This window comes from Bradyrhizobium cytisi (genome assembly GCF_008123515.1).
In the GTDB taxonomy this organism is placed as follows: Bacteria; Pseudomonadota; Alphaproteobacteria; order Rhizobiales; family Xanthobacteraceae; genus Bradyrhizobium; species Bradyrhizobium cytisi.
The window spans coordinates 129,179-148,477 of sequence record NZ_VSSR01000005.1 but is presented as its reverse complement, the minus strand read 5'-3'; the positions used below and the strand labels follow the sequence as shown (position 1 = coordinate 148,477).

The window sequence follows — 19,299 nt, the reverse complement described above, 5'->3', positions numbered from 1 at the left end:
AATGCTCCATTAGAGGTACCTCGCCTGGCCGTTCTGCTGGTCTGCTCCCGGTGTGATTCGAGCAGCTCAATCAGGTTGTGAACGTCGGCCATGCACGGAGACTGGGCGCATCTCGCGTGCGCGTCGCACCTCAGACCACTGACGCTGTTGGCGAAACGCCTGGAAAGGATGCATCGGGCAAATTGCGGCGCAATTGAGCGCCCAACTTTTCGGCACAATAATCCCTTGGTTCCGCCCAATCGAACCGAGATTCCTGCCTCAAACGTAAACATACGTTCACCCGCAATGAGAGGCCGGTTGCACTCAGACTTGGAGGTGCTGGGGGCACTCACCACGATAGGGGAAGCGATTTGACACTACACTATACCGCAGGTAACAACATCAATGCGCAAGGTACCTACGCGCCAGCCGCGGCTGGCTTCAACCTGGCCGATGTTTCGTCGGTAGACGAGTTGAATGCATTGCCGTCTGGCGTGCGCGGCATGGTCTACCTTGACCAGGGGGACGGCGTCACCCAGAGCTTCATGGATGCAGTGAAGCCCTACATCGGAAATCCGAAAGTCTACGGCTTCTATCTCAAGGATGAGCCGGATCCGACGGGACAGTACAATACGCTGGTGACGGCGGCCAACCTCAAGGCTGAGTCGGACTACATCCACGCCAACGTTCCCGGCGCAAAGACCTTCATCACCATGATGAACATGGGGTCTTCGGAAAATCCGACGTTCGCGAACACCTACAACCCGACCAACACCCACATCGATCTATTCGGCATCGATCCGTATCCGGTCCGGTCGGACATGAGCACGGTCGATTACAGCATGATCGACAAGGCCGTGACCGCCGCCGAATCCGCGGGGATTTCGGCGGACCACATCGTCCCGGTGTTCCAGACCTTCGGCGGCGGCAACTGGGCCGATGACAGCGGAGGCCACTACGTGATGCCGACAGCCGCGCAGGAACAGACGATGCTCGCTCATTGGGCGGCGGCCGTGCCAAATCCGGCCTTCGACTACGCCTATGCGTGGGGTTCGCAGAACGGCGATACGGCACTCGAGGGCTCGTCCGCGTTGCAGAGCGTATTTCTGCAGCACAACACCGCCACGAGCACGACGCCGGCCGGAGGCACCAGCGGAAGCTCGACGGGCAGTTCGGGCGGTAGCACGACACCCGTGACCGGTTCGAGCGGTGGCACAACCACTGGCTCGAGCGGCGGCACAGGTACCGCGGCGGGCGGCGGTACGACCACCGGTGGCACGACCACGGGCTCGACCAGCGGCAGTTCGTCCGGCGGTTCGACATCGACGACGACCGATGGTCAGCACCATCATCACCATCACGGGCTCGATTTTTCGCAGCTTGCGACGAGCGCACCGACAGCCTCGTCGGCAATCGCTCCGACGTCCACAACGCCGATTGCGACTGCGAGCGGAAGCGGTGCAACGGATGCCACTTCGACCCACACGGATGCCGCGACTCATATGGCAGATCTGATCAGTCATCACACTGACCATCACGCGTGGCACTTCTGATCTGAGAGACCGTTTTCGTCAACAGAGACATACGCGGGGCACGCCCCGCGTATGAGAATTGCCTAGGGGATCGCTTGCTGCCGCAGTGGCCGCGGGCCGGGGTGCCATTCTGCGCAAGGCGGAATGTTGGAATGCGAGCGCTCGCGCTCGATCACATGCAAAATTTCAACTGCTTGCCGCTGCCCGTCCAAGGGCCGCCCGGATATGCACATGTACGCTTCGGCAAAGGTTTCCGCGCTCGCGGATGGATTCCGTCAGATACGTCCTGGCCTGCTTGCGGCCGGTGGACTATCTATCTTCATAAACCTGCTGGTGTTCGTTTCGCCGCTCTACACGATGCAGATCTACGACCGCGTGCTGACCAGCCGGAACGGAATGACCCTCCTGCTGCTCTCGCTGATCGCGCTCGCGGTATTTGTCAGCTATGCGGCACTCGAGCATTTTCGCAGCCGGGTCCTGGTGCAAGTCGGCCTGCAGTTCGACCAGCTCCTTTCCGGGGAAGTCTTCGAGACCGCGCTCGGCCATTCCCTGAGCACGAGCAGCTCGCATCACGTCCAACTGCTTCGTGACGTGGACACTCTGCGCGAGGTCCTGTCGGGTGGTGTGATCACGTCGTTGATGGACGTGCCGTGGACACCGATATTCCTGGCAATATGCTTCCTGCTTCATCCTTTGATTGGCTTGGTCGCTTTGACCGGTGCGGTTGCCATTCTCTTTCTGGCCTTCCTCAATGAGCGCGCCACCAAGGCGCCGCTCATTGCGGCCGCGTCGAAAAACCTTCATGCCCTGGACCGATTGACATCCTCGCTACGCAACGCCGAGGCCATCCGCGCGTTGGGAATGGGACCCGCCGTGCGCAACGCCTGGAGCTCGACACATGGCGAGGCGCTTCTCGACGGCGCCCGCGCGGGCGAACGCGGTGGCACGCTCCTTGCGATCTCCAAATTCCTGCGGATGGCACTCCAGGTGTCGATCATGGGAGTAGGAGCCTATCTCGCAATTCAGCAGGAGATCTCGGGAGGCGTTCTGTTCGCGGCTTCGCTCATCATGGGGCGCGCGCTTGCACCGGTGGAAGCGGCCGTATCGCAATGGAAGGCTCTCGTCGTCGCGCGTACGTCGTATGCGCGGCTCGACGCCGCGCTTCGAACTCGGGCTTCAGAGCGCCCGCCAACCAAGTTGCCGCCACTGGCTGGTGAGGTTTCGGTCGAAGCCGTCACGGTGCTCGTACCCGGATCCCAAATGCCGGCGGTCGCAGATGTTTCTTTCCACTTGGCCCCCGGTGAGATCGTTGCAGTAGTCGGACAGTCTGGCTCCGGGAAATCGTCGCTGGCACGGGCTCTTGTCGGCTCTTGGCCCGTCGTCCGCGGTTGCGTGCGCATCGATGGGAACGACACAAGGCATTTCGATCCTAATTTCCTTGGGCAACGCCTAGGGTATCTTCCGCAGGACGTCGAGCTGTTCGCCGGCACGGTGCGCGACAATATCGCTCGCTTTCGCGACGACGCGACGGATGAATCGGTCATCGAGGCTGCGCAACTGGCGTCCGCGCATGCCATGATTCAGCGGCTTCCGAAGGGCTATGACACCGTCGTCGGCGATAACGGGGCCGGTCTTTCGGGCGGTCAGCGGCAGCGCATCGGGTTGGCGCGCGCGCTGTTCGGCAGGCCCGTGCTGGTCGTGCTCGACGAGCCGAATGCCAATTTGGACGGCGATGGCGACCGCGCTCTCGCAGATGCGATCCAGACGCTCCGGAAGCACCGCGTAACGGTCGTGATCATCAATCACCGCCCCAACCTGCTCGCCCTGGTCGACAAGATCGTCTTCATGCACGAAGGACGCCTCGGGCGGGTCGGAACACGCGACGAACTTCTTCCCGTGCTGCTGGGGCAGGCGGTCACGCCGATGCATCGCGATGCGCGAGCGCCGGGTGAGCACCGTCACCAAGTCGAAGCTCATCATCGCGCCGACGGCGCTCCCCTCAACGCGCCTCTTGCGAAGCCGGTGCGCGCAGCTCACGCGACGAGGCAATGATGGACAACATGATGTCGGTCAAAGAAGCCTCTCCTCAAAATGAATTCACGGAGCTTCTGAAGCGCTTGAGCGCGAGCGGCAGGCCTCGGGCGCGCCACATCCTGTCCGACGCCATAGCCAATTTGCGGTCACTGGCAAGGCGGCTTCCTCGTCTTGCGATGGCCATTGGGCCGTTGCTTTCGCTGCGGGGCTCGGGGCAAGCCGCTGGTGGCCCGTCCGGCGATTGGCACACTCCAGCGAGGCGGGGCTTCGCCATCGTGTTCTTCACATTCGTCGTGTTTGGCGGTTGGGCCGCCCTGGCCTCGATCGATGGCGCCGTGGTGGCGACGGGCTCGGTCGTGGTCGAGAGCGACAAGAAGGCGGTGCAGCACCTTGAGGGCGGCATCGTTCAAAGTCTGATGGTGACCGGCGACGCTCATGTCGCAGAAGGGCAGGTCCTGTTGCGACTCGATTCAACCCAGGAACGGGCGAAGGAGGGGATCGCGCGCTCGGCCGTCTATTCGGCGATTGGCGAGGAGGCGCGCCTACAGGCTGAAGCCGAAGGACGCGATAAGATCACGTTTCCCGCCGAACTGACTCAGAATGCTTCCGATCCATCGGCGCAACGCGCGATGGGCGACCAGAAGCGGCGTTTTGACGAACGCCGCGCCGCGCGAAAAATCGAGGTATCGATTCTTGAAGAGCGCATAGCGCAGGCGCAGCGGCAGATTCAGGGAAATGATGCGCAAAGCAAGGCGACACGGGCGCAGTTCGATAGCGTGAGCCAGGAATATGCCAAGCTCAAGCCGCTCGCCGATCAGGGGATCGTCGCGTTCGCCCGTGTCGCCACCCTCGAGCGCAGCAAGTCCGAGCTCGATGGCAAGATCGGCGCCTACGAGGCCGATATCGCCCGCTACGGGCGCGTGATCGACGAGTCGAGGTTGCAGATCGAGCAGGTCGGACAGAAAGTCCTGGAGGAAGCGACCGGAAAGCTGACCGAGACGAGGGCGCAACTTGCCGACGCGCGCGAGAAGCTGCGGGCCGCTGACGACGTTCTGGCTCGGATGGAGGTGCGAGCACCGCGTTCCGGACGCATTGTGAATTTGAAAGTCCATACGGTGGGAGCGGTGATCAGGGCCGGCGAGGTCCTGATGGAGGTCGTGCCCGATAACGACGTGCTCGTGGTCGCGGCGAAAGTGTCGTCCCTCGATATCAATCATGTACAGGTCGGATTGCCCACGGAAATCCGGCTTCCTTCGTTCAAGGCGCGCTCCACCCCGATCGCCGTCGGCGAAGTTCTCTCGATCGCAGCCGATGCGGTTCGCGATGAAGCGACGCATCAACCCTATTACGAGGTCAAGGTCTCGGTGCAGGTGGCAAAATTCCCCGAGACGATCCGGGAAAAGCTCAAGCCGGGGATGATGGCCGACGTTCTCATCGCGACCGGGGAACGCACCGTGCTGGCCTATCTCACACAACCGATGACGGACGCGATACGTCGCGGCATGCGGGAGAACTAGTGCGCCGGAGGGAGGAGCGAGGGAGAGAACCGATCTCCGATCAGGTGGGGCGCCTCCTCACGAACCCGACCAATTGCAGGCGGTCGCGAGCTTGCGTCGGACGGAATCCAGGCCGACCAGGTCAAACGTGTTTTCGTATGGGAGGGTCTTTCCCGCGTAGACCTTGATCAGGAGCCGGCCGCCCTCCGGCATCGCGCGCAACAGGCGAACGGCGTCACCCTGAAAGGTAAGACTTCTGCCTCCCTCCGTCGCGCGCCAGCGCTCTTCGACGGATGGCTCGTCGTTGATCTGGTACACGACTTTCACCTCGGTCTCTGGAGGCTGCTTCCAGGATGGCGAGGTGGGTATTGTCAGCTCGGTCCGACTGCCGCGACAGCGGATCGCGATCGAGGAGGGGGCATCCTTCGTGGCTCGACGTCCCATGGTCTGCGCCGAGATCTGCGGCTTGTAGTCCACCGGCGAGGTCGTCTCGCTGATGATCCAGTCCAGCCCTCGAGGTGGTGCCGTTGTGGTCGGTTCTGCCGCCTCACTCAGCAAATTGTCGACGCATTTCAGCCGTTCCATTCCTTGGAACCGGGCACATTCCTTCAACCGCTCGGTAGCATCGCCCGCCTGTGCGCGGGTCGGCAGGCTTAGACTTGCGAGTGTAATCAAAGCCACGGCAACCGTGCCCTTCATCGTGACAGTCCCACCGTCGCGCCCGGTGAGCGATCGAGCCATTCCTGTGCGGGGCCGAACCGGGCGAGGCCGGGCACGTTGGCGCGGAGGCTCACATCCTTCCATTTCGGATCGAAGCCAGGCGACTGCAGGCGGTCGAGCCGGCCGAACAACTGATCCACGAAGCGGGCCATGCGCACGTAGCGGTCGGATTGTTTCGGCCAGTTGTAGCCTGCCAAAATGGTGGGGACCGCGATGGTTGAGATGCGTTCTCCTTTCGACACGAGGCTCGGATAGTCCGTCGCGTCGATCGCTGACGGGAGATAGTAGTCCTCGAATCGTGAATCGTATTCCACCGGCAGGAACTTGAATCCCGGCTCCCAACGCCCCTTCAGAAACGCATCGACCGGCTTCGACGTGATGAACACAACCGCCGCGATTTCCCCGCTCTTCATCTGCTGCAATGCGACCTGATGGGGAATGAACATCTTCTCGACATTCAACCCCAGCCGGCTGAAGATCAACGGACCGGAATAAGCGGCCGCTGTGCCTTGCGTGTTGAAGTTGACCTTCTTACCCTTGAGGTCATCGAGTGACTTGATCTCGGGGCGCACGAAGACGTGCAGTTCAGCTGGAAAAAGGTTGAGAATGTAGACGATGCGCCGGTCGATCGACGGGACTTGGGCCTTGTACTCGTCGAGGGCGTCCGTATTGATGATCGCCGCATCCACCCCCCGCAGATAGAGCAGCGAATTGACGTTCTCCGTCGCGCCGGTCGTCACGATCGGGATGACGTGGAGCTTGTCTTCCTCGTTGACGACGCGGGCGATCTCCGCCGCAAGTCGAAGCGGAGCACCCTCGATGAGACCGCCTGCGAGCCCGACGGTCCAAGCATTAATGCGCTCTTTTGCGATCATGTCGGCGTTCTTTGCCGGTACCGCGGCTGGCGCTGCGGGAGTCCTGACAGACTGGGCGCTCGCCGCCATTTGCAGCCCGATCAGCGCCGATAAAATTGCGGACGCGAACTTGATCATGCCCATGTGTCGTTCTCCGTCGTCTGGCTGCTTCGAGATCTGGTGCGACGCTACTTCAGCGCCTTGATGCGCTCCTCTGCATCGTCAATGCCGCCGGCCTTTGCTCTTTGATACAAGTCGCGCGCTTTGGTCCGATCGCCCGCAACTCCGCGCGCACGCCACGATTCCAGCACGGGCGGATCATAGGTCTCCGCAAGCATGAAGGCGGCCTGCGCGCTGCCGCGTGCAAGAGCCAACTCCAGCAACTGGCGAGCGCTGCTGATGTCGACCTGCCGGAGCAACGCAGTCGCCCGTGCAAGCAGCCTCTGCTCGTCTGCGAGGGCACGGGGCGTCGCGCTCGCCGGAGCGGAGCGCTCCGGTGCCGCGGCGACTTTCGAACCCGGATCCGCGGGCGGGGCGCGATTTGTCGTTTGCGCCTGCAATGTCGATGAGCCAGGTTTCGAGGTAGGTTGTGGGTTGGAGGCGACCGTCCGGGCGGTGTCCTGCTCGCGCGAGCGGCCTCCTCCCTCGCCGTTAGGAGCGAGAACGGGCGCACGCTCCTGTGCGGTCCGCTCCGGCGGCCGATTTGCGGACGAAATCGTTGCGGCCAATTTTCCATTCGTATCCGCGAGCTGGGCCCTGGCCGATGCAAGCTCGCGTGCGAGATCGTCGGCGCGCTTGCGCTCACCGGCGAGGGCATCGTTCTGCTTTGCAGCCGTCGCGTTGAGGTCCGTGACCCTGAGGATCTCGGCATAGGCAGCGGCGAGGCCGGCAGAACGTTCCTCGACCTCTTTCCGCGCGGAGGTCAGTTCGCGAAGGAGAGCTTCGCTCTTGTCCCTCTGTCTGACTGCTGCCTTCTTGTTCTCGGCCTGGGCGGCATCGGTGGCCCTAGCGGCCTCTCCGGTGGCGGAACGCGCGTCATCACGTTGGTTCGTCAGCGATACCGTTTCGCGTGCGAGCTCGTCTGCTCTATCTCGCTGCTGGCCTAGCTCGCGTTCCAGCGCCTCCCTCTGCTCGGTCTCGGTTTTGCGGGTCTTCATAACAGCGGTTTGCGCGGCCTCGAACTCAGCCTGGACGGAGGCGAGCCGCTTCACGGCGGCATCTGCTCGATCTCGCTGTTGCGCCAGTTCTTTCTCCAGGGCGACACTCCGCTCCGACTTTGCAGCGGCCGCCTTCGCAACGTCGGAGGTCTCGGCTCGAGCTGTGCTGGCCGCCGTCCGCAGGGTGACCAGTTCCGTTGCGGCGGCAGCCGACCTGTCGCGTTGCAGCTTCAGTTCCTGCTCCATGGCCTGCTTTTGCGTGGCTTCGGCAGCGGCGGCTTTGGAAGAGTCGGTGGCGGCGGTCCGTGCGGTTTCGAGCTCGGCCCTGACGGAAGTCAGCTCGGTGGCGGCCCCCTCGGATCTGTCGCGTTGCTGCTTCAGCTCGACTTCGAGCGCTTGCTTCCCTGCAACCTCGGCGGCGAGGGCCGTTGTTGCTTCAGTCGCGGCGCTCCGCGCGACGTCGAGGTCCGATCGGAGCGACGCAAGCTCGGCCGTGGTGCTCTCTGTGCCGCTTCCAGGTGCGACTATCGGCTCTTGCTTGGGTTCTGCTGCGGAGATCTGCATCGCTTTTGAGGCTGCGATCCGGGCCGCCGCGAGCTCCGCCCCGAGGAATGAGAGGTCTCGCGCGAGATTGTTCACCTTGTCCCGTTCCAGCTCAAGGGCGTGGGTCTGCCTGATCCCCAGCTCAATGGCTCCCATCGCGTGCGCCCGCTCGAGCTGGGCAGCGTTAAGCTCTGCTCGGACACTTGCCAGTTCACGTGCGAGCCTGTCGGCTCGATCACGCTCCTGTTCAAGTGCCTCGTGCTGCCTGATCCGTTCGGCTTCAACCGCCGGGACGCCGAACTCGATAGCGTCGCGCGGGCCGCCATGCGCGAATCCGACAAGGAGTGCCAGGAGGAATGCCGCCGTAGCGGCTGTCCACACGACATCTCCGCCAAGCGATCGGCCCTGTCGGAAAGGACGGGGAACGCCGCTCAGCGAGCCGATCATTTCGTGCGCAATTGCCTGTAACTCCATCGTGACAGCTCAGACTAGCCTTAGGCACCTTGTCATTCGGCGTCATCAATGACACCGCCTTGGTCGGTGCTCTGTCGATGTGGCAGTATAGGTAGCCACAAGGAGGTAGAGGCGCGCCGTACCGGGAATAAAGTAGATCGTCGGCGCTGCCGCTGTGCCTTCCTTGACCAACGCAGCCGCTCGCAACAGATTGGACGGGCCAGCCCAGGCTGCGCGTTCCGCACAATTCAGGGGAAAACAGCATGAACAAGACAATCGTCGTTTTCGCCAGTCTGACCTTTACTGGCGCGTTTCTGGTGAGCGCGGTCCAGACAACTCATGCCTCTCAAGCTGGAAGCCCTAAGCTCAACGCCAATGCCAAGATGATCGTCAGTCCCAAGCGTGTGCAGTCGCACCGGCTCGTCGTCCAGGTGGACGTCAATGATCCGGCGCTCATGAACCTCGCGTTGAACAACGTCAGCAACACGGTTCAGCACTATTCGGAAATCGGTCAGAAGGTCGAGGTCGAACTGGTGGCATTCGGACCAGGGTTGCACATGTTGCGAGACGACACCTCGCCTGTGAAAGCGCGCATCAGGTCCATGAGCGAGACCATGCCCGAAGTCTCGTTCTCAGCATGCGGAAACACCAAGGAGAACATGGCGAGGACCGAAGCCAAGGAGATACCTCTGATCTCGCAGGCGAAGGTCACCAAATCCGGCGTGGTTCGGCTGATGGAGCTGCAGGAGCAGGGTTGGAGCTACCTGCGCCCCTGAAACGCGGCCGGCCGGCGCGTCGTTGTGGTGCGCCGGCGAGGTACGAAATCTCAAACGGACGGCGCCTCTACACGGACATCGGGCCGCGCCGTGGCTTTTTCCTTGCGGTTCGGCAGGAATACCCCGAGGACGCCGGGCAGCAGCCGCAGGTACCGGAAAATGAAGAAGGCCATGGCGATGTGCCAGATGATCAGCGCGGCTGCGCTGGCGATCGCAGCGCCGGTCAATCCAAGCCAGTAGATGAATGCGATGCTGGCGAGGATGTTGATGGCGGCGCTCAGGGTCAGCAGTACGGCAGCCCCCCGTTCGTGCTCGGTCATCGTCATGATGAGCAGCAGAGATCCGAAGGCGGCTGCGATCACCTGCCCCAGGAGCAAGATGCGCAGGGCGGCGGCGCCAGCCACAAAATCCCCTCCGAACCAGGAGAGAAGTGGCTCGGCCATGATCGCCAATCCGAGCGCGATGCCCACCGAGGTACAGAGCGTCCACAAAGCGGCCTTAGTCACGAGTGCCTGCAAGGTCGCCCGATCGTTCCTTGTGAACAGGCTTGAGATGGTCGGCGCGAACAGGGTATTGATCGCAGTGCGGGGCAATGCCACGAGGAATGCGATATTGAAGACCAGGCTATATATTCCGGCCTCCCTGGTTTCCCCGAACCATCCGAGCAGCACCACGCCGGCGCGGTTGAGCAGAGCTTCCGCGCCCGCGATGATCATGAACGGCACGGCAGTCTGCCGCCAACTTGTGGGCGCATATTGGGGCTCTGCCGCCCTGATTGCGTCTGGACACAATCTCCGAACAGCCTGGCTGGCGAGCACGAGTCCGACGACGGCGCCGGCGACGGTCGCCATCATGATCCCCTGTGCCTCGATGCGCGATCCGAGGAAAAGACCGGCCATGACGACGATGATCACAAGTAATCCGTCCCGCACCACGCGGTCGGGCAACAGTGCCGGCACAACGCCGCCAAAAGCGCGGACGATCGAGCAGCGTATCCATAACAGCGCCAGAATGGGAATGAGAACGAAGCCGACCAGAAAGGTGTTCGTCAACTCCGTCGAGAACGGCCGGGGCCAGATCTCGATAATGCCCGCCCCGATGAACGCGACTAGAAGGCTTATGCCAAGTGAACGTCGCTCCGCGTATTGGATGACGCCTCGCGCAAGGCCGCTGGCTCCCGTGGTTTGATACGCGGACACGAAGCGCAGCAGTGCGATGTCGAAGCCGAGCGCGCAGAAATATGCGAGGATGGTTATCCAGGCGATGACATAGGCGTAGACGCCGTAAGTGTGAGCGCCGACAATTCTGGCTATCAGGAGTTGCGCGCAGGCAGTTACGCCGGCGCTGGCAACGTAGATTGAGAATGCGGCAGCTCCTCCGATCACCACTCGTCTGATCCGCGCGTGGCCAACGCTCCGGTCGTGCATTTCCATTTTCTGTCCTTGCAGTATTGGCTCTATCGAGCCCAAAAATCCGGGTCGAAAAACGATTCAAGGAAAATGATTCAACAGGGAATGGTCCGAGAGTTCCGCTTCAACATGTGCTGGTTTGGTCGTGGCGCGCTTCTGTTGCTCGACGATGCTCACGATCTGCCGTTCCATTTGTTCGACGGCCGTGGCGAGAGACGCCTGATTGAGCGACGATATGGTCACGACGTTCCGGCCTTTCCTGCGCAACAATTCGTGCAGGAGGTCGACGATGCTGCGTGAGCTGAGGCTGGTTTCCACGTCCAGCTCGAGCAGCTGTTCGATCTTGCCCCCGAGATGATGTCGGTCGCGAAGCCGCTCCTCGAGGAGCGTGGTCGGCGCGTCGAGGCGTATCAGAAGGTCCGGTGCGGGAACAAGATCCAGCGCGTACGAGATCAATGCTTCGTCGGCGATGCCGCAAAGCAGTGTCAGAGAGCAAATCGCCTGGACGAACGCCTGGTCGAACAAGACGATGTGCGCGATCGCGGATCTGTGAAACCATGCGTGCGATAATCTGGACATGTATTGCAGCAGCCTGAGCGAAGAGAGCGGGTTCGACGGTGGAAGGACCTTGATCAGATTCAATGCTGTCCCTAGATCGCGTGAAATCCCCCGCGGTCGGAATATCATGGACACCAATTCCGCCAGCGGACGCGTCAAGCGCCGCGTCGTGAAGGAGATCTTCCGAAGGGGCGTTGACGGCGTGACGGTCTCGCTTGGCGAGCGTTCCGCCGGCCGATGGCTGAGTACGAGGTCCACGGTGTAGTCACGCTCGCGCAGACGTGCGGCAAGAGTACGAGCAAGAGTGGTCTTGCCAGCGCCTGGAGGACCGAAAAGCTCGATGATCATATCCGAACTCAGACAAATGAAATGATTGAAATTGGACAGTTCTGTCGTTTGCTCTAGAGTATCCGCCACACCTCCTTCTTCACCGCGCGAATGACATCGGTTAGAGGCTGTTGGGCGTCGATCGAGACGACGCGCGCGCCGGAAAACGCTAGTCGCGGGATAGCTGCGATACGCTGCGTGATCACGGCAGGATCCATGTCGGGTTCGCGTTTGGCGCAAACCTCCGGCGGAACGACCAGCTTGATGACGATGTCCGGTGGAAGGCGCTCGGCAAGTGAATAGGCTTTGGCTTCAAACCGACGTAGCCAGAGCGGAATCCCGATCAGGCGTGGCATCAGCGGACCTTCGTTGAAGCCGGCGATCTCGTTCTGCGGGTATCGGTCCGTGACCACGACAAGGCCCCGGCGGGCCCCGCGATGCGCGGCCGTCAGCTTGGAGCGCTTTTCGATGGCCGTGGCCGTCGCCCAGATCGCCATGAGGGCACTGTACACTCGGCTCGGAGGGCGATCCGAGATTTTGCCATGCGATGAGCCTCTGGGCTTGGTCTTGAACAACGGCGTGACCAGAGGCACCATCAGCTTGAGTGGCCATAAGACGAGGGAGGGGCGTCCTGCCCCGGTACCGAAATAGATGGGAATGACATCCATTTCCTCGCCGAGCCACTGCCGGATTGTCGCGACGATGGTTGATTTCCCACTGCCGTCGACGCCGATGACGGCCACGACGTGCCCACCACCTGGGGCTCGTCGGCTCCATGGTCGGGGTGCCCAGAGAAAGCGCTTGTTCAGGTAACCGGCGACGAGGTGTGTGGCGCGTGTCAGGCTCCGCAGTCCTGCCTCAAGATCGTTGTAGATACGATGCGGCGCGAAGTGCATTCGGATACGCCGCCGCAGATGATGCTGATGTTCCAGCGCGGGTTGGCAATAAAGGGCATTGGCGACCATGTCGGCCAGATCGCCGCCCAGAAGTTCAGCCGCTCGCCTTCTGAGTGCCGCGCGAGGAATTCGGCCGGCGAGTTCCGTGCGATCAAGTGCAAATTTGCGCGTCATTGCCTGCCAGTTGCGGAGCACGACTGGATCCGATCGCCTCAGCTCGAGGCAGCCGCGTACAATCAACAGCAATGCCTCGTCCACTGGCTCCAGGATACGGATCGGCAGCTCCGGATGAGCAATCGCTCGCTTCGCCAGGGCCTCTTCCCACGGCAGGTGGTAGTTCTTGAGCAGGCTGGCGCCGGCGACCAGTCGGACATGCAGATGGAGATGCACGATCCGCCCACTCGGTTCGTCATGGCCAAGATAGCTCAGGACCGACGGATGGTCACGATAGGCGACGGCGGGAAAGAGCTTGAGACCGCGCTCGAGGAGAATCGCCTGAGCGCGGTGCTGATCCTGTTTTGCGACAAGCAGATCGAGGTCGCCGTCGCCGGTCAGCCCGCGGTAAATTCGATTGCTGCTCTTCCAGTAGAAGTAGGTGATGTCGCGCCGATCAAAGTCGTTCAAGACCATAAGATTCAGCGGCAAGATCGCGCTCTCGGCGGTCGAGCCGGTCAGGTCTGTTCTGTGCAGGGCATCCTGTCTCATCTTTCGTGCCCTTTTCGGCCGAATGATCTTGCAGCTTGAAGTCCGATCTCCTGCATCCACTGAAACAGGGAGGAGGTGATTGCGAGGAAGCGTTGGCGTATGCCGGCGCGAGGCGCGTCTGCCGCCCGGGCGGCAAATTCGCTCGCATCGCCATAACCGTATTGCGCCTGTTTCTTGAGATCGACCTGTGTCGCGATGGCCGCTGCAAAATCGCCGCGCTCGTTGTCGAAACGCCCGCAGTTGCGAAGGAGGCCCAAGGCGTTCTGAGCGACCTCCCGCCTCGTGCTCCCCCATTTGACGACGAAGAGAAGCTTGTCGGCGATCGGTGGGAGCAATCGGGCCTCGATGGCTGCAAGGGCGGGCGGACCATCGATGATCACGCAATCGTAGCGTTCGCGCAGTTGGCGAATGAGTTCTGCCATCTGTTCGATGGCACTTATTGGGTCGAGCCGATAGCCGGGTATCCGGAGGTAGTCGAAGCCGGCCTGCGGAATGTGCCGGATCGAGTCCGCCAGCGATCGGTTCTGTAGACCGACGATTCGTCGCTCGCCGGCGTTGTCGAACTCGGTAACGCGCATGCCTCTGTGAAGGTCGATGCCGATCAGGAGCGCACGCCGCCCAAGAAGGCCGACATAAGCCGCAAGGCCCCTGGCGAGCGTGGTTTTCCCTTCGCCTGCGATACTGGAGCTGATCAGGACCGTTTTCACATGGCCTGGCTCGGCCAGACGTAACGTCGCAGCCGTTGACCGAAGCGCTTCCGCGTACGGAGAGAATGGCTCGACCCGAACATAGTCTCCTGCGTCAGTCAGATGGCCCACGGGCATTTGCGGGACCAAACCGATGCAGGAGAGTCCGAGCGCATCGGTGATTTCCTTCTCGCTGCGCAGCGATTTGTCGAGGCGCTCCTGGATGAGCGCGACGAAGCTCCCGCAGATGAGCGAGACGATCAGGGCAGGGAGCATGAACAGGATCGGATTCGGAGAACTCGGTCGCGACGGCGGAGAGGCAAGTGAAAGAATGCTGACGTCCGGGTTGACGAGCTCTTCCTGTTCGCGGATCTCCTTCTGGCGCTGGAGAAGACTTGCATAAAGCTGTGCGTTGGCGGCGGTTCGGCGTTCGAGTTCGCGTGGGTCGGCGCTAGCTCCCTGTTCTTCGCCGCCGGCGTTGCGGCCCACATCGGCGCGCCGCTGGATTGCCTGGTGCAGAGCTGCGCTGGTCCGCTCGATGTCGGCCTTGACCGTCGCCATTCGTTCGTCAAGCCGGGCCAGTTCGCCGGCGGTGTAGGCTCGCTGCTGCTCGGCATTGCTCTGAACGTACAGCGCGACGATCCGGTTGACGATGTCGGCGGCTTTCTCGGGACTCGTCCACTGGAAGGTGACGTTGATGATGCGTGAGCGGCGTTCCTGGAGGACCTGCAGACGACGCTGGAGATCGTCGAATTGCAGGCCTGCGTCGGTTCGCCTGTGATGGAATAGCGGTCCAATCCAGACACCCAGCCGTCGCTTGAGCTCATTCAGGCCTAGCGGGCCGGCCTCGCTCGTCTCGGCCTGAGCAGGTTTCGGCACGATGGCCGGATCCACTGCGACGTCGGGCGCCAGTCCGCGAAACTTTGGGTCGTTTCGAAAGCTGTCGAGAACGTGGCGCAGGTGATAGGGAGATGTCAGCATGGTCACCTGAGTGTCGACGGCCTGCTGGAGCGCCTCGGGACTTAGGGAAGTGCCGCCCTGAACCTGGACGACCTGCGCGGTCGCCGTATATTTGGGTGTGATGACCAGGCCGGCGATGCCGGCAAGCATCGCTCCTACGCCGGCGATGGTGAGGATGAACTTGCTCCTCCGACGCAGGATCCCAATCACCTGCTGGAAGCCCGGTTCGAGCGCGATCGTGGTCGGGTCGTCTTGCCGCATGCCTTCGTAATCGGGCCTCAATGGTATGCTGTCGGCGATGAGACCCGTCTTATCCATCAACTGCATCCGTACCTCCCTGCCATCGGTCCATCCTCGCAGCTAGCTCGACCTCGAGCCCAGTTGGCTCGCGCCATATGCCGGTCGCGGACGTGTAAGAGATCGACCCCATGCGTTCGCGAGGCGAGCATGGCAACGCAGTGCGTTGCCTCTGGCGATCGATCGTAGTTGGCCCGCCGGCATCGGCTCTGCGGTCAGGCAGACAGCGATTGCAAACCAGAAGATAGGATGCCGAAGCAGGAAGGTGGCGATGGCGTAAATGCAGAGACCGCACAGTAACGTCGGCAAGCCTGCTTGACCGGTCGCGTAGGCGGACTTGAAAGCCATTACAACGAGCCAGACGAAGCTTAAGACGACCAGGAGCCCGCCCTGGGTAAATAGGTCGAGCATCGTATTGTGCGCCTCGAAGTTCGGCACGAACGAGGGCTTGGGGTGCTCGACAAACTGGGGGTGGATCGTATCCAGGTTCCTTGCCGAGACGATGGAACTCGGAATTTCGAGATGCGGACCAGGGCCTAGGCCGAGCATGCCGGATTGGACTCCCCGCCTGACGGCCTGGCTCCAAAGCTCAAATCGCAATTCCGTCTTCTCTCTGGTTTGCTCGGGGTTTTCCCGTGCCATCGATTTGGCGAGGTCGCTGGCTTCGACCGCAATCGAATAGGCCAGCGGCGCGATCGAAATCACGAGCCCGGGCAAGGCCAGCACAATCACCCAGGCGAACGCCGAACGGAAGCTGATCTGCCGCGCTCGCGAGAACAGCCAGATTCGGCACTTGAACGCCAAGAAGATCGGGCCGGCGAGCACAAGAATGAGGGTAAACGAGTCGCTCCCGGTGATCCGGCCCGTGTAGACTGGGATGATGGCGCAGGCGAGAGCGCCAATCCTCGAGCCGAGCGTGGTGGACGTTTCGGCAAGATGGAGCGATAGAATTCCAAGCACCATGCAGAGAACTGCAAGTTGATGCGGATTCGACGACCAGCCTCGGAATTGATCCCACCACATCGGATCGACCGAAGGTAAATCGTAGAGACCCCAGGCGTCGGCCAGTTGTGCGACGATAACCGGCGTGCCGAGTCCACACAGAAGCCAGGTGATGCGCCGCAACCTGGCTCGGGGGTGCGGCCCGACCACGCTCAGGCAACTGATGGCGGCCAACAGGGGATAGGCCATGACATCGTGCATGAACCATTCGGAATCGTGCTCGTCGCCGATGAGCTTTGCCGTCAGCGTTCCGAGGCTCTGCGCAAGGACAAACAGCGACCAGAATACCAGTAGCCGCGACAGAGCCGGCGTCAGGAGCAAGCGAAGGCGAGCTGCTTCGCGACCGAGTACGAGGATCACCCAGATAAATAGACAAAGTTCGCCCGGTCCGACTGGCAAGCCCGCAAGCCGCAATTGGGAGGCGGGCGTCAGCAGCAGTCCGAATGCGAACAGGAAGTCCAGGATCATCGACGTACCTCGCGCTGCGTCGATCGATTCCGTAACCGCCGCTCGATCGAAGAGGGCAGTCTTTGAGTGACGATCTGAAAAATCGCGAAGGTTTGCGGTGCAGCAGGCAGGAGTCCAGACCTCCTGTCCGTCGCTCTTATCTTGAGGCGCACATAAGTCTCGCCCGGCTGGCATGTCTTGCGGTTGCGACGCGTTCGGGCGGTTTCCATCGGACTTCAATTCATTCGGTTCAAAGCGATTGGGTTTCGATTGCGGCTCAAGAACGCTGCCTGCAATTCCGGTGAACCGGCGAGGGCCCAGTCTCCATTCTGCGGTCCCCAGCTGTAGGCGAAGTCGAAAACGGGAGCCGGCAGGAGCGCGTCCCAGCGAGCCAACATCAGCTGCATCTGACTTGCGGTCGGCAGCACGTATCGGCCTCCGCCGTCATTGATCCAGCGGCCGCCGCCAAAGGTTTGGTAGACCGGGACCATCTTGTCGCGCGGCACCCCCGCGGCCTCGGCCGCCGCGACGTAGCGGTCGATCTGGTGGTAATCGCAGCCGTTCAACTCCGTCCGGCAAGGGTAGGGATCGATGCCGAACAGGTCGACATGCGAGTTGGCAGGGTCGTAGGCGTTCTTGAAGGACGGCGTTCGTGACGACGTCATCGTCATGAGCAGGATGAAAGCCTTTGCGCCGGGCACGTTGGCATGGATCCAGTCCGATTCCGCCTTCAGATTGTCAGCCGTACAAAGCGGGAAGTGCTGTCCAGTCGGATCCGGATCGTCCATCAAATAGAAGCCGAACAGTTTCGCATGGCCGATGAATGGGCGGACGGTATCCACGAATTTAGTGTCCGCGCCGTTGCATTGACCGACCCACACCAGGCCCCTCACACCCTCCGGCAGAGCCTCCATCTGCGCCAGGCTGCTGACGTCCGCCAAATTGAAGCCGGCAGCACCGGGAAGATAGTTGCCGGCCGGGTCGAAATTTCCGTTGGAGGCGAAATGCAGCGTGGTTGTGGCCTGCGCGTGCGTGGGCGTATCGAACACGAGCGCCTGCAGGAGCAATGCGCCGGCCCCCAGCAGCACTGCTACCGCGGCCCACGTAACGCACGCGGCACGTTTCCCTACAGGGCGCTGCATGTATCCTCCCTCGCCGCCGCGAGGCTGCGGTCCTTGAACCGGGCTGGGGACGCACGATCGATCAACTGCCTGTAGAGATTCGCATGCTGAGCGACAACGGTCGCGAGCGAGAACTCCCTCCTGACATACTCGGCGGCGCGATCTGCCATGGCCAGGCCCTTCTCTCGATTGGCGAGCAAGTGGAGAATCTTTGCGGCCAATACGGGCGGCGCTCCCGGGGGCACCAGCAAGCCATTCCATCCGTCGCGGATGACTTCAGCGCAACCCGGCATGGTCGTGGTCACGGTTGGCAGGCCGGCGAGTGCGGCCTCGAGGAGAACCCGAGGCACGCCTTCACGGTACTCAGTCGGAAACGCGAATACATTTGCGAGCCTGAGCAGGGCCGGGATGTCCGATCTCGGCCCGATCGCCTTCACATAGGGTGCATGCCGATCAATCTCGGCTTGCGTGATGGCGAGGGGGCCTTCGGATTCGCGCGGTCCGACCAGCAGGAAGCGTACATCGGGACGCACCTCGTGCACCCGGGCAGCCGCGTCGAGTAGCGCCGGAATGCCCTTCTGCCTGGTCATCCGCGTCACCGTAATCACGACTTCGGCGTCGCCAAGCCCGAGTTCTTGGCGGAGCTGAGCTGGCGAGGGTCCTGAGCTCAGTGCTCGATCGAACCCCTCGACATCGACGCCCGCACCTCGAATCAGAACGGGCATCTTGCCGGCGATCCCGTGACGCTCGAAGAATGCGCGGTCGTCACCGATCTCGAATACCGTAGCGGCAGCGGTGCGAGCCGCGAGCTTGTGGAGCGCGCGATAAACCGGACGTAGTGTCAGGGCGAGAGGGGAGCGAGATGAATAGAGAAAGGCGCGTCCATTAATCGTACGAATGGCCAGCACACCAGGAGCGCTCCGCGCAGCCAAAGGCAGAAATATCGAGGGTTTGGTGTCAAAGCTTTGCGCGAGATCAGGCTGCTCCTCGACCAGGATTTTCGTAAGGCCTTTGATCGCCGCCCAGTCGGCCCGCGGGTTTACGAACCGGTTGAACTGGAAGTCTCGATAGCGGATGCCTGCTTGCGCAAATGGAGCTGGGTCGCCGCTCGCCACGGCTGTTATGCGGAAGCCGTGGTCGCGCAGCGCGCACATCGCCGGAATGCGCAGATGATGATCTTCGCCCCCGATATAAAGAAGATGGGGCTGCAGCGGATCGCGTCGGGCCGTCGACGTCCCACTTGGGTGGTTATCAGGGAGATGAGAGCCGTATCTTTGATCGCCGCTCAGCCCTAGCTTCAACATTCGCAAAGCTCCCTTATTCGATATCGCCCACGTCTCAATCGCC

The 19,299-nt window shown here is 61.9% G+C and carries 14 protein-coding genes; 4 read left to right on the top strand and 10 right to left on the bottom strand.

Translation table 11 applies throughout. From position 1 onward, the window contains the following. The first annotated feature begins 350 nt into the window (after positions 1 to 350). The 3 genes from FXB38_RS42525 (at position 351) to FXB38_RS02505 (ending at position 5,062) form a co-directional block, all read left to right on the top strand. The gene (locus tag FXB38_RS42525) at positions 351 to 1,532 is read left to right on the top strand and encodes a calcium-binding protein (RefSeq protein WP_187434615.1); all 1,182 of its coding nucleotides are present in this window, start codon (positions 351 to 353) and stop codon (positions 1,530 to 1,532) included. Between the two features lie 204 nt (positions 1,533 to 1,736). After that, entirely contained in the window at positions 1,737 to 3,563 is a 1,827-nt protein-coding gene (locus FXB38_RS02510) for a type I secretion system permease/ATPase (protein WP_148749189.1), read from the top strand. Then, positions 3,560 to 5,062, top strand: a complete 1,503-nt coding sequence (locus tag FXB38_RS02505; RefSeq protein ID WP_246229614.1) for an HlyD family type I secretion periplasmic adaptor subunit — start codon at positions 3,560 to 3,562, stop codon at positions 5,060 to 5,062. The genes FXB38_RS02510 and FXB38_RS02505 overlap by 4 nt, the downstream gene beginning before the upstream one ends. 57 nt (positions 5,063 to 5,119) lie before the next feature. On the opposite strand, the gene FXB38_RS02500 is transcribed toward FXB38_RS02505, so the two are convergent. The 3 genes from FXB38_RS02500 to FXB38_RS02490 are packed head-to-tail and all read right to left on the bottom strand — an operon-like array spanning position 5,120 to position 8,762. Further along, positions 5,120 to 5,740, bottom strand: a complete 621-nt coding sequence (locus tag FXB38_RS02500) for a type VI secretion system-associated protein TagO (RefSeq protein WP_187434614.1) — start codon at positions 5,738 to 5,740, stop codon at positions 5,120 to 5,122. After that, entirely contained in the window at positions 5,737 to 6,759 is a 1,023-nt protein-coding gene (locus FXB38_RS02495) for a TAXI family TRAP transporter solute-binding subunit (protein ID WP_148749187.1), read from the bottom strand. The genes FXB38_RS02500 and FXB38_RS02495 overlap by 4 nt, the downstream gene beginning before the upstream one ends. A 44-nt stretch (positions 6,760 to 6,803) precedes the next feature. Then, entirely contained in the window at positions 6,804 to 8,762 is a 1,959-nt protein-coding gene (locus FXB38_RS02490) for a coiled-coil domain-containing protein (protein ID WP_148749186.1), read from the bottom strand. A 269-nt stretch (positions 8,763 to 9,031) separates the two neighbouring features. Here FXB38_RS02490 and FXB38_RS02485 point away from each other — a divergent pair, with 269 nt between their 5' ends. Further along, the gene (locus FXB38_RS02485; RefSeq protein ID WP_148749185.1) at positions 9,032 to 9,544 is read left to right on the top strand and encodes a DsrE family protein; all 513 of its coding nucleotides are present in this window, start codon (positions 9,032 to 9,034) and stop codon (positions 9,542 to 9,544) included. 50 nt (positions 9,545 to 9,594) lie between these two features. On the opposite strand, the gene FXB38_RS02480 is transcribed toward FXB38_RS02485, so the two are convergent. The 7 genes from FXB38_RS02480 to FXB38_RS02450 form a co-directional block, all read right to left on the bottom strand. After that, complete coding sequence (locus tag FXB38_RS02480; protein ID WP_246229612.1) at positions 9,595 to 10,977, bottom strand: lipopolysaccharide biosynthesis protein; 1,383 nt, start codon at positions 10,975 to 10,977, stop codon at positions 9,595 to 9,597. Between the two features lie 57 nt (positions 10,978 to 11,034). After that, positions 11,035 to 11,859: a hypothetical protein gene (locus tag FXB38_RS02475; protein ID WP_148749184.1), complete on the bottom strand. Its 825-nt coding sequence runs from the start codon at positions 11,857 to 11,859 to the stop codon at positions 11,035 to 11,037. Positions 11,860 to 11,912: 53 nt separating this feature from the next. Then, complete coding sequence (locus tag FXB38_RS02470; RefSeq protein WP_148749183.1) at positions 11,913 to 13,439, bottom strand: hypothetical protein; 1,527 nt, start codon at positions 13,437 to 13,439, stop codon at positions 11,913 to 11,915. After that, positions 13,436 to 15,412, bottom strand: a complete 1,977-nt coding sequence (locus FXB38_RS02465) for a tyrosine-protein kinase domain-containing protein (protein WP_148749182.1) — start codon at positions 15,410 to 15,412, stop codon at positions 13,436 to 13,438. The genes FXB38_RS02470 and FXB38_RS02465 overlap by 4 nt, the downstream gene beginning before the upstream one ends. A gap of 33 nt (positions 15,413 to 15,445) precedes the next feature. Continuing rightward, on the bottom strand, positions 15,446 to 16,852 hold the full coding sequence (locus tag FXB38_RS02460) for an O-antigen ligase family protein (protein WP_148749181.1): 1,407 nt from the start codon (positions 16,850 to 16,852) through the stop codon (positions 15,446 to 15,448). A gap of 215 nt (positions 16,853 to 17,067) precedes the next feature. Then, the gene (locus tag FXB38_RS02455) at positions 17,068 to 17,973 is read right to left on the bottom strand and encodes a hypothetical protein (protein WP_246229610.1); all 906 of its coding nucleotides are present in this window, start codon (positions 17,971 to 17,973) and stop codon (positions 17,068 to 17,070) included. Next, entirely contained in the window at positions 17,958 to 19,256 is a 1,299-nt protein-coding gene (locus tag FXB38_RS02450) for a glycosyltransferase (RefSeq protein ID WP_148749180.1), read from the bottom strand. Before FXB38_RS02450 ends, FXB38_RS02455 begins: the two co-directional genes overlap by 16 nt. Positions 19,257 to 19,299 lie beyond the last annotated feature (43 nt).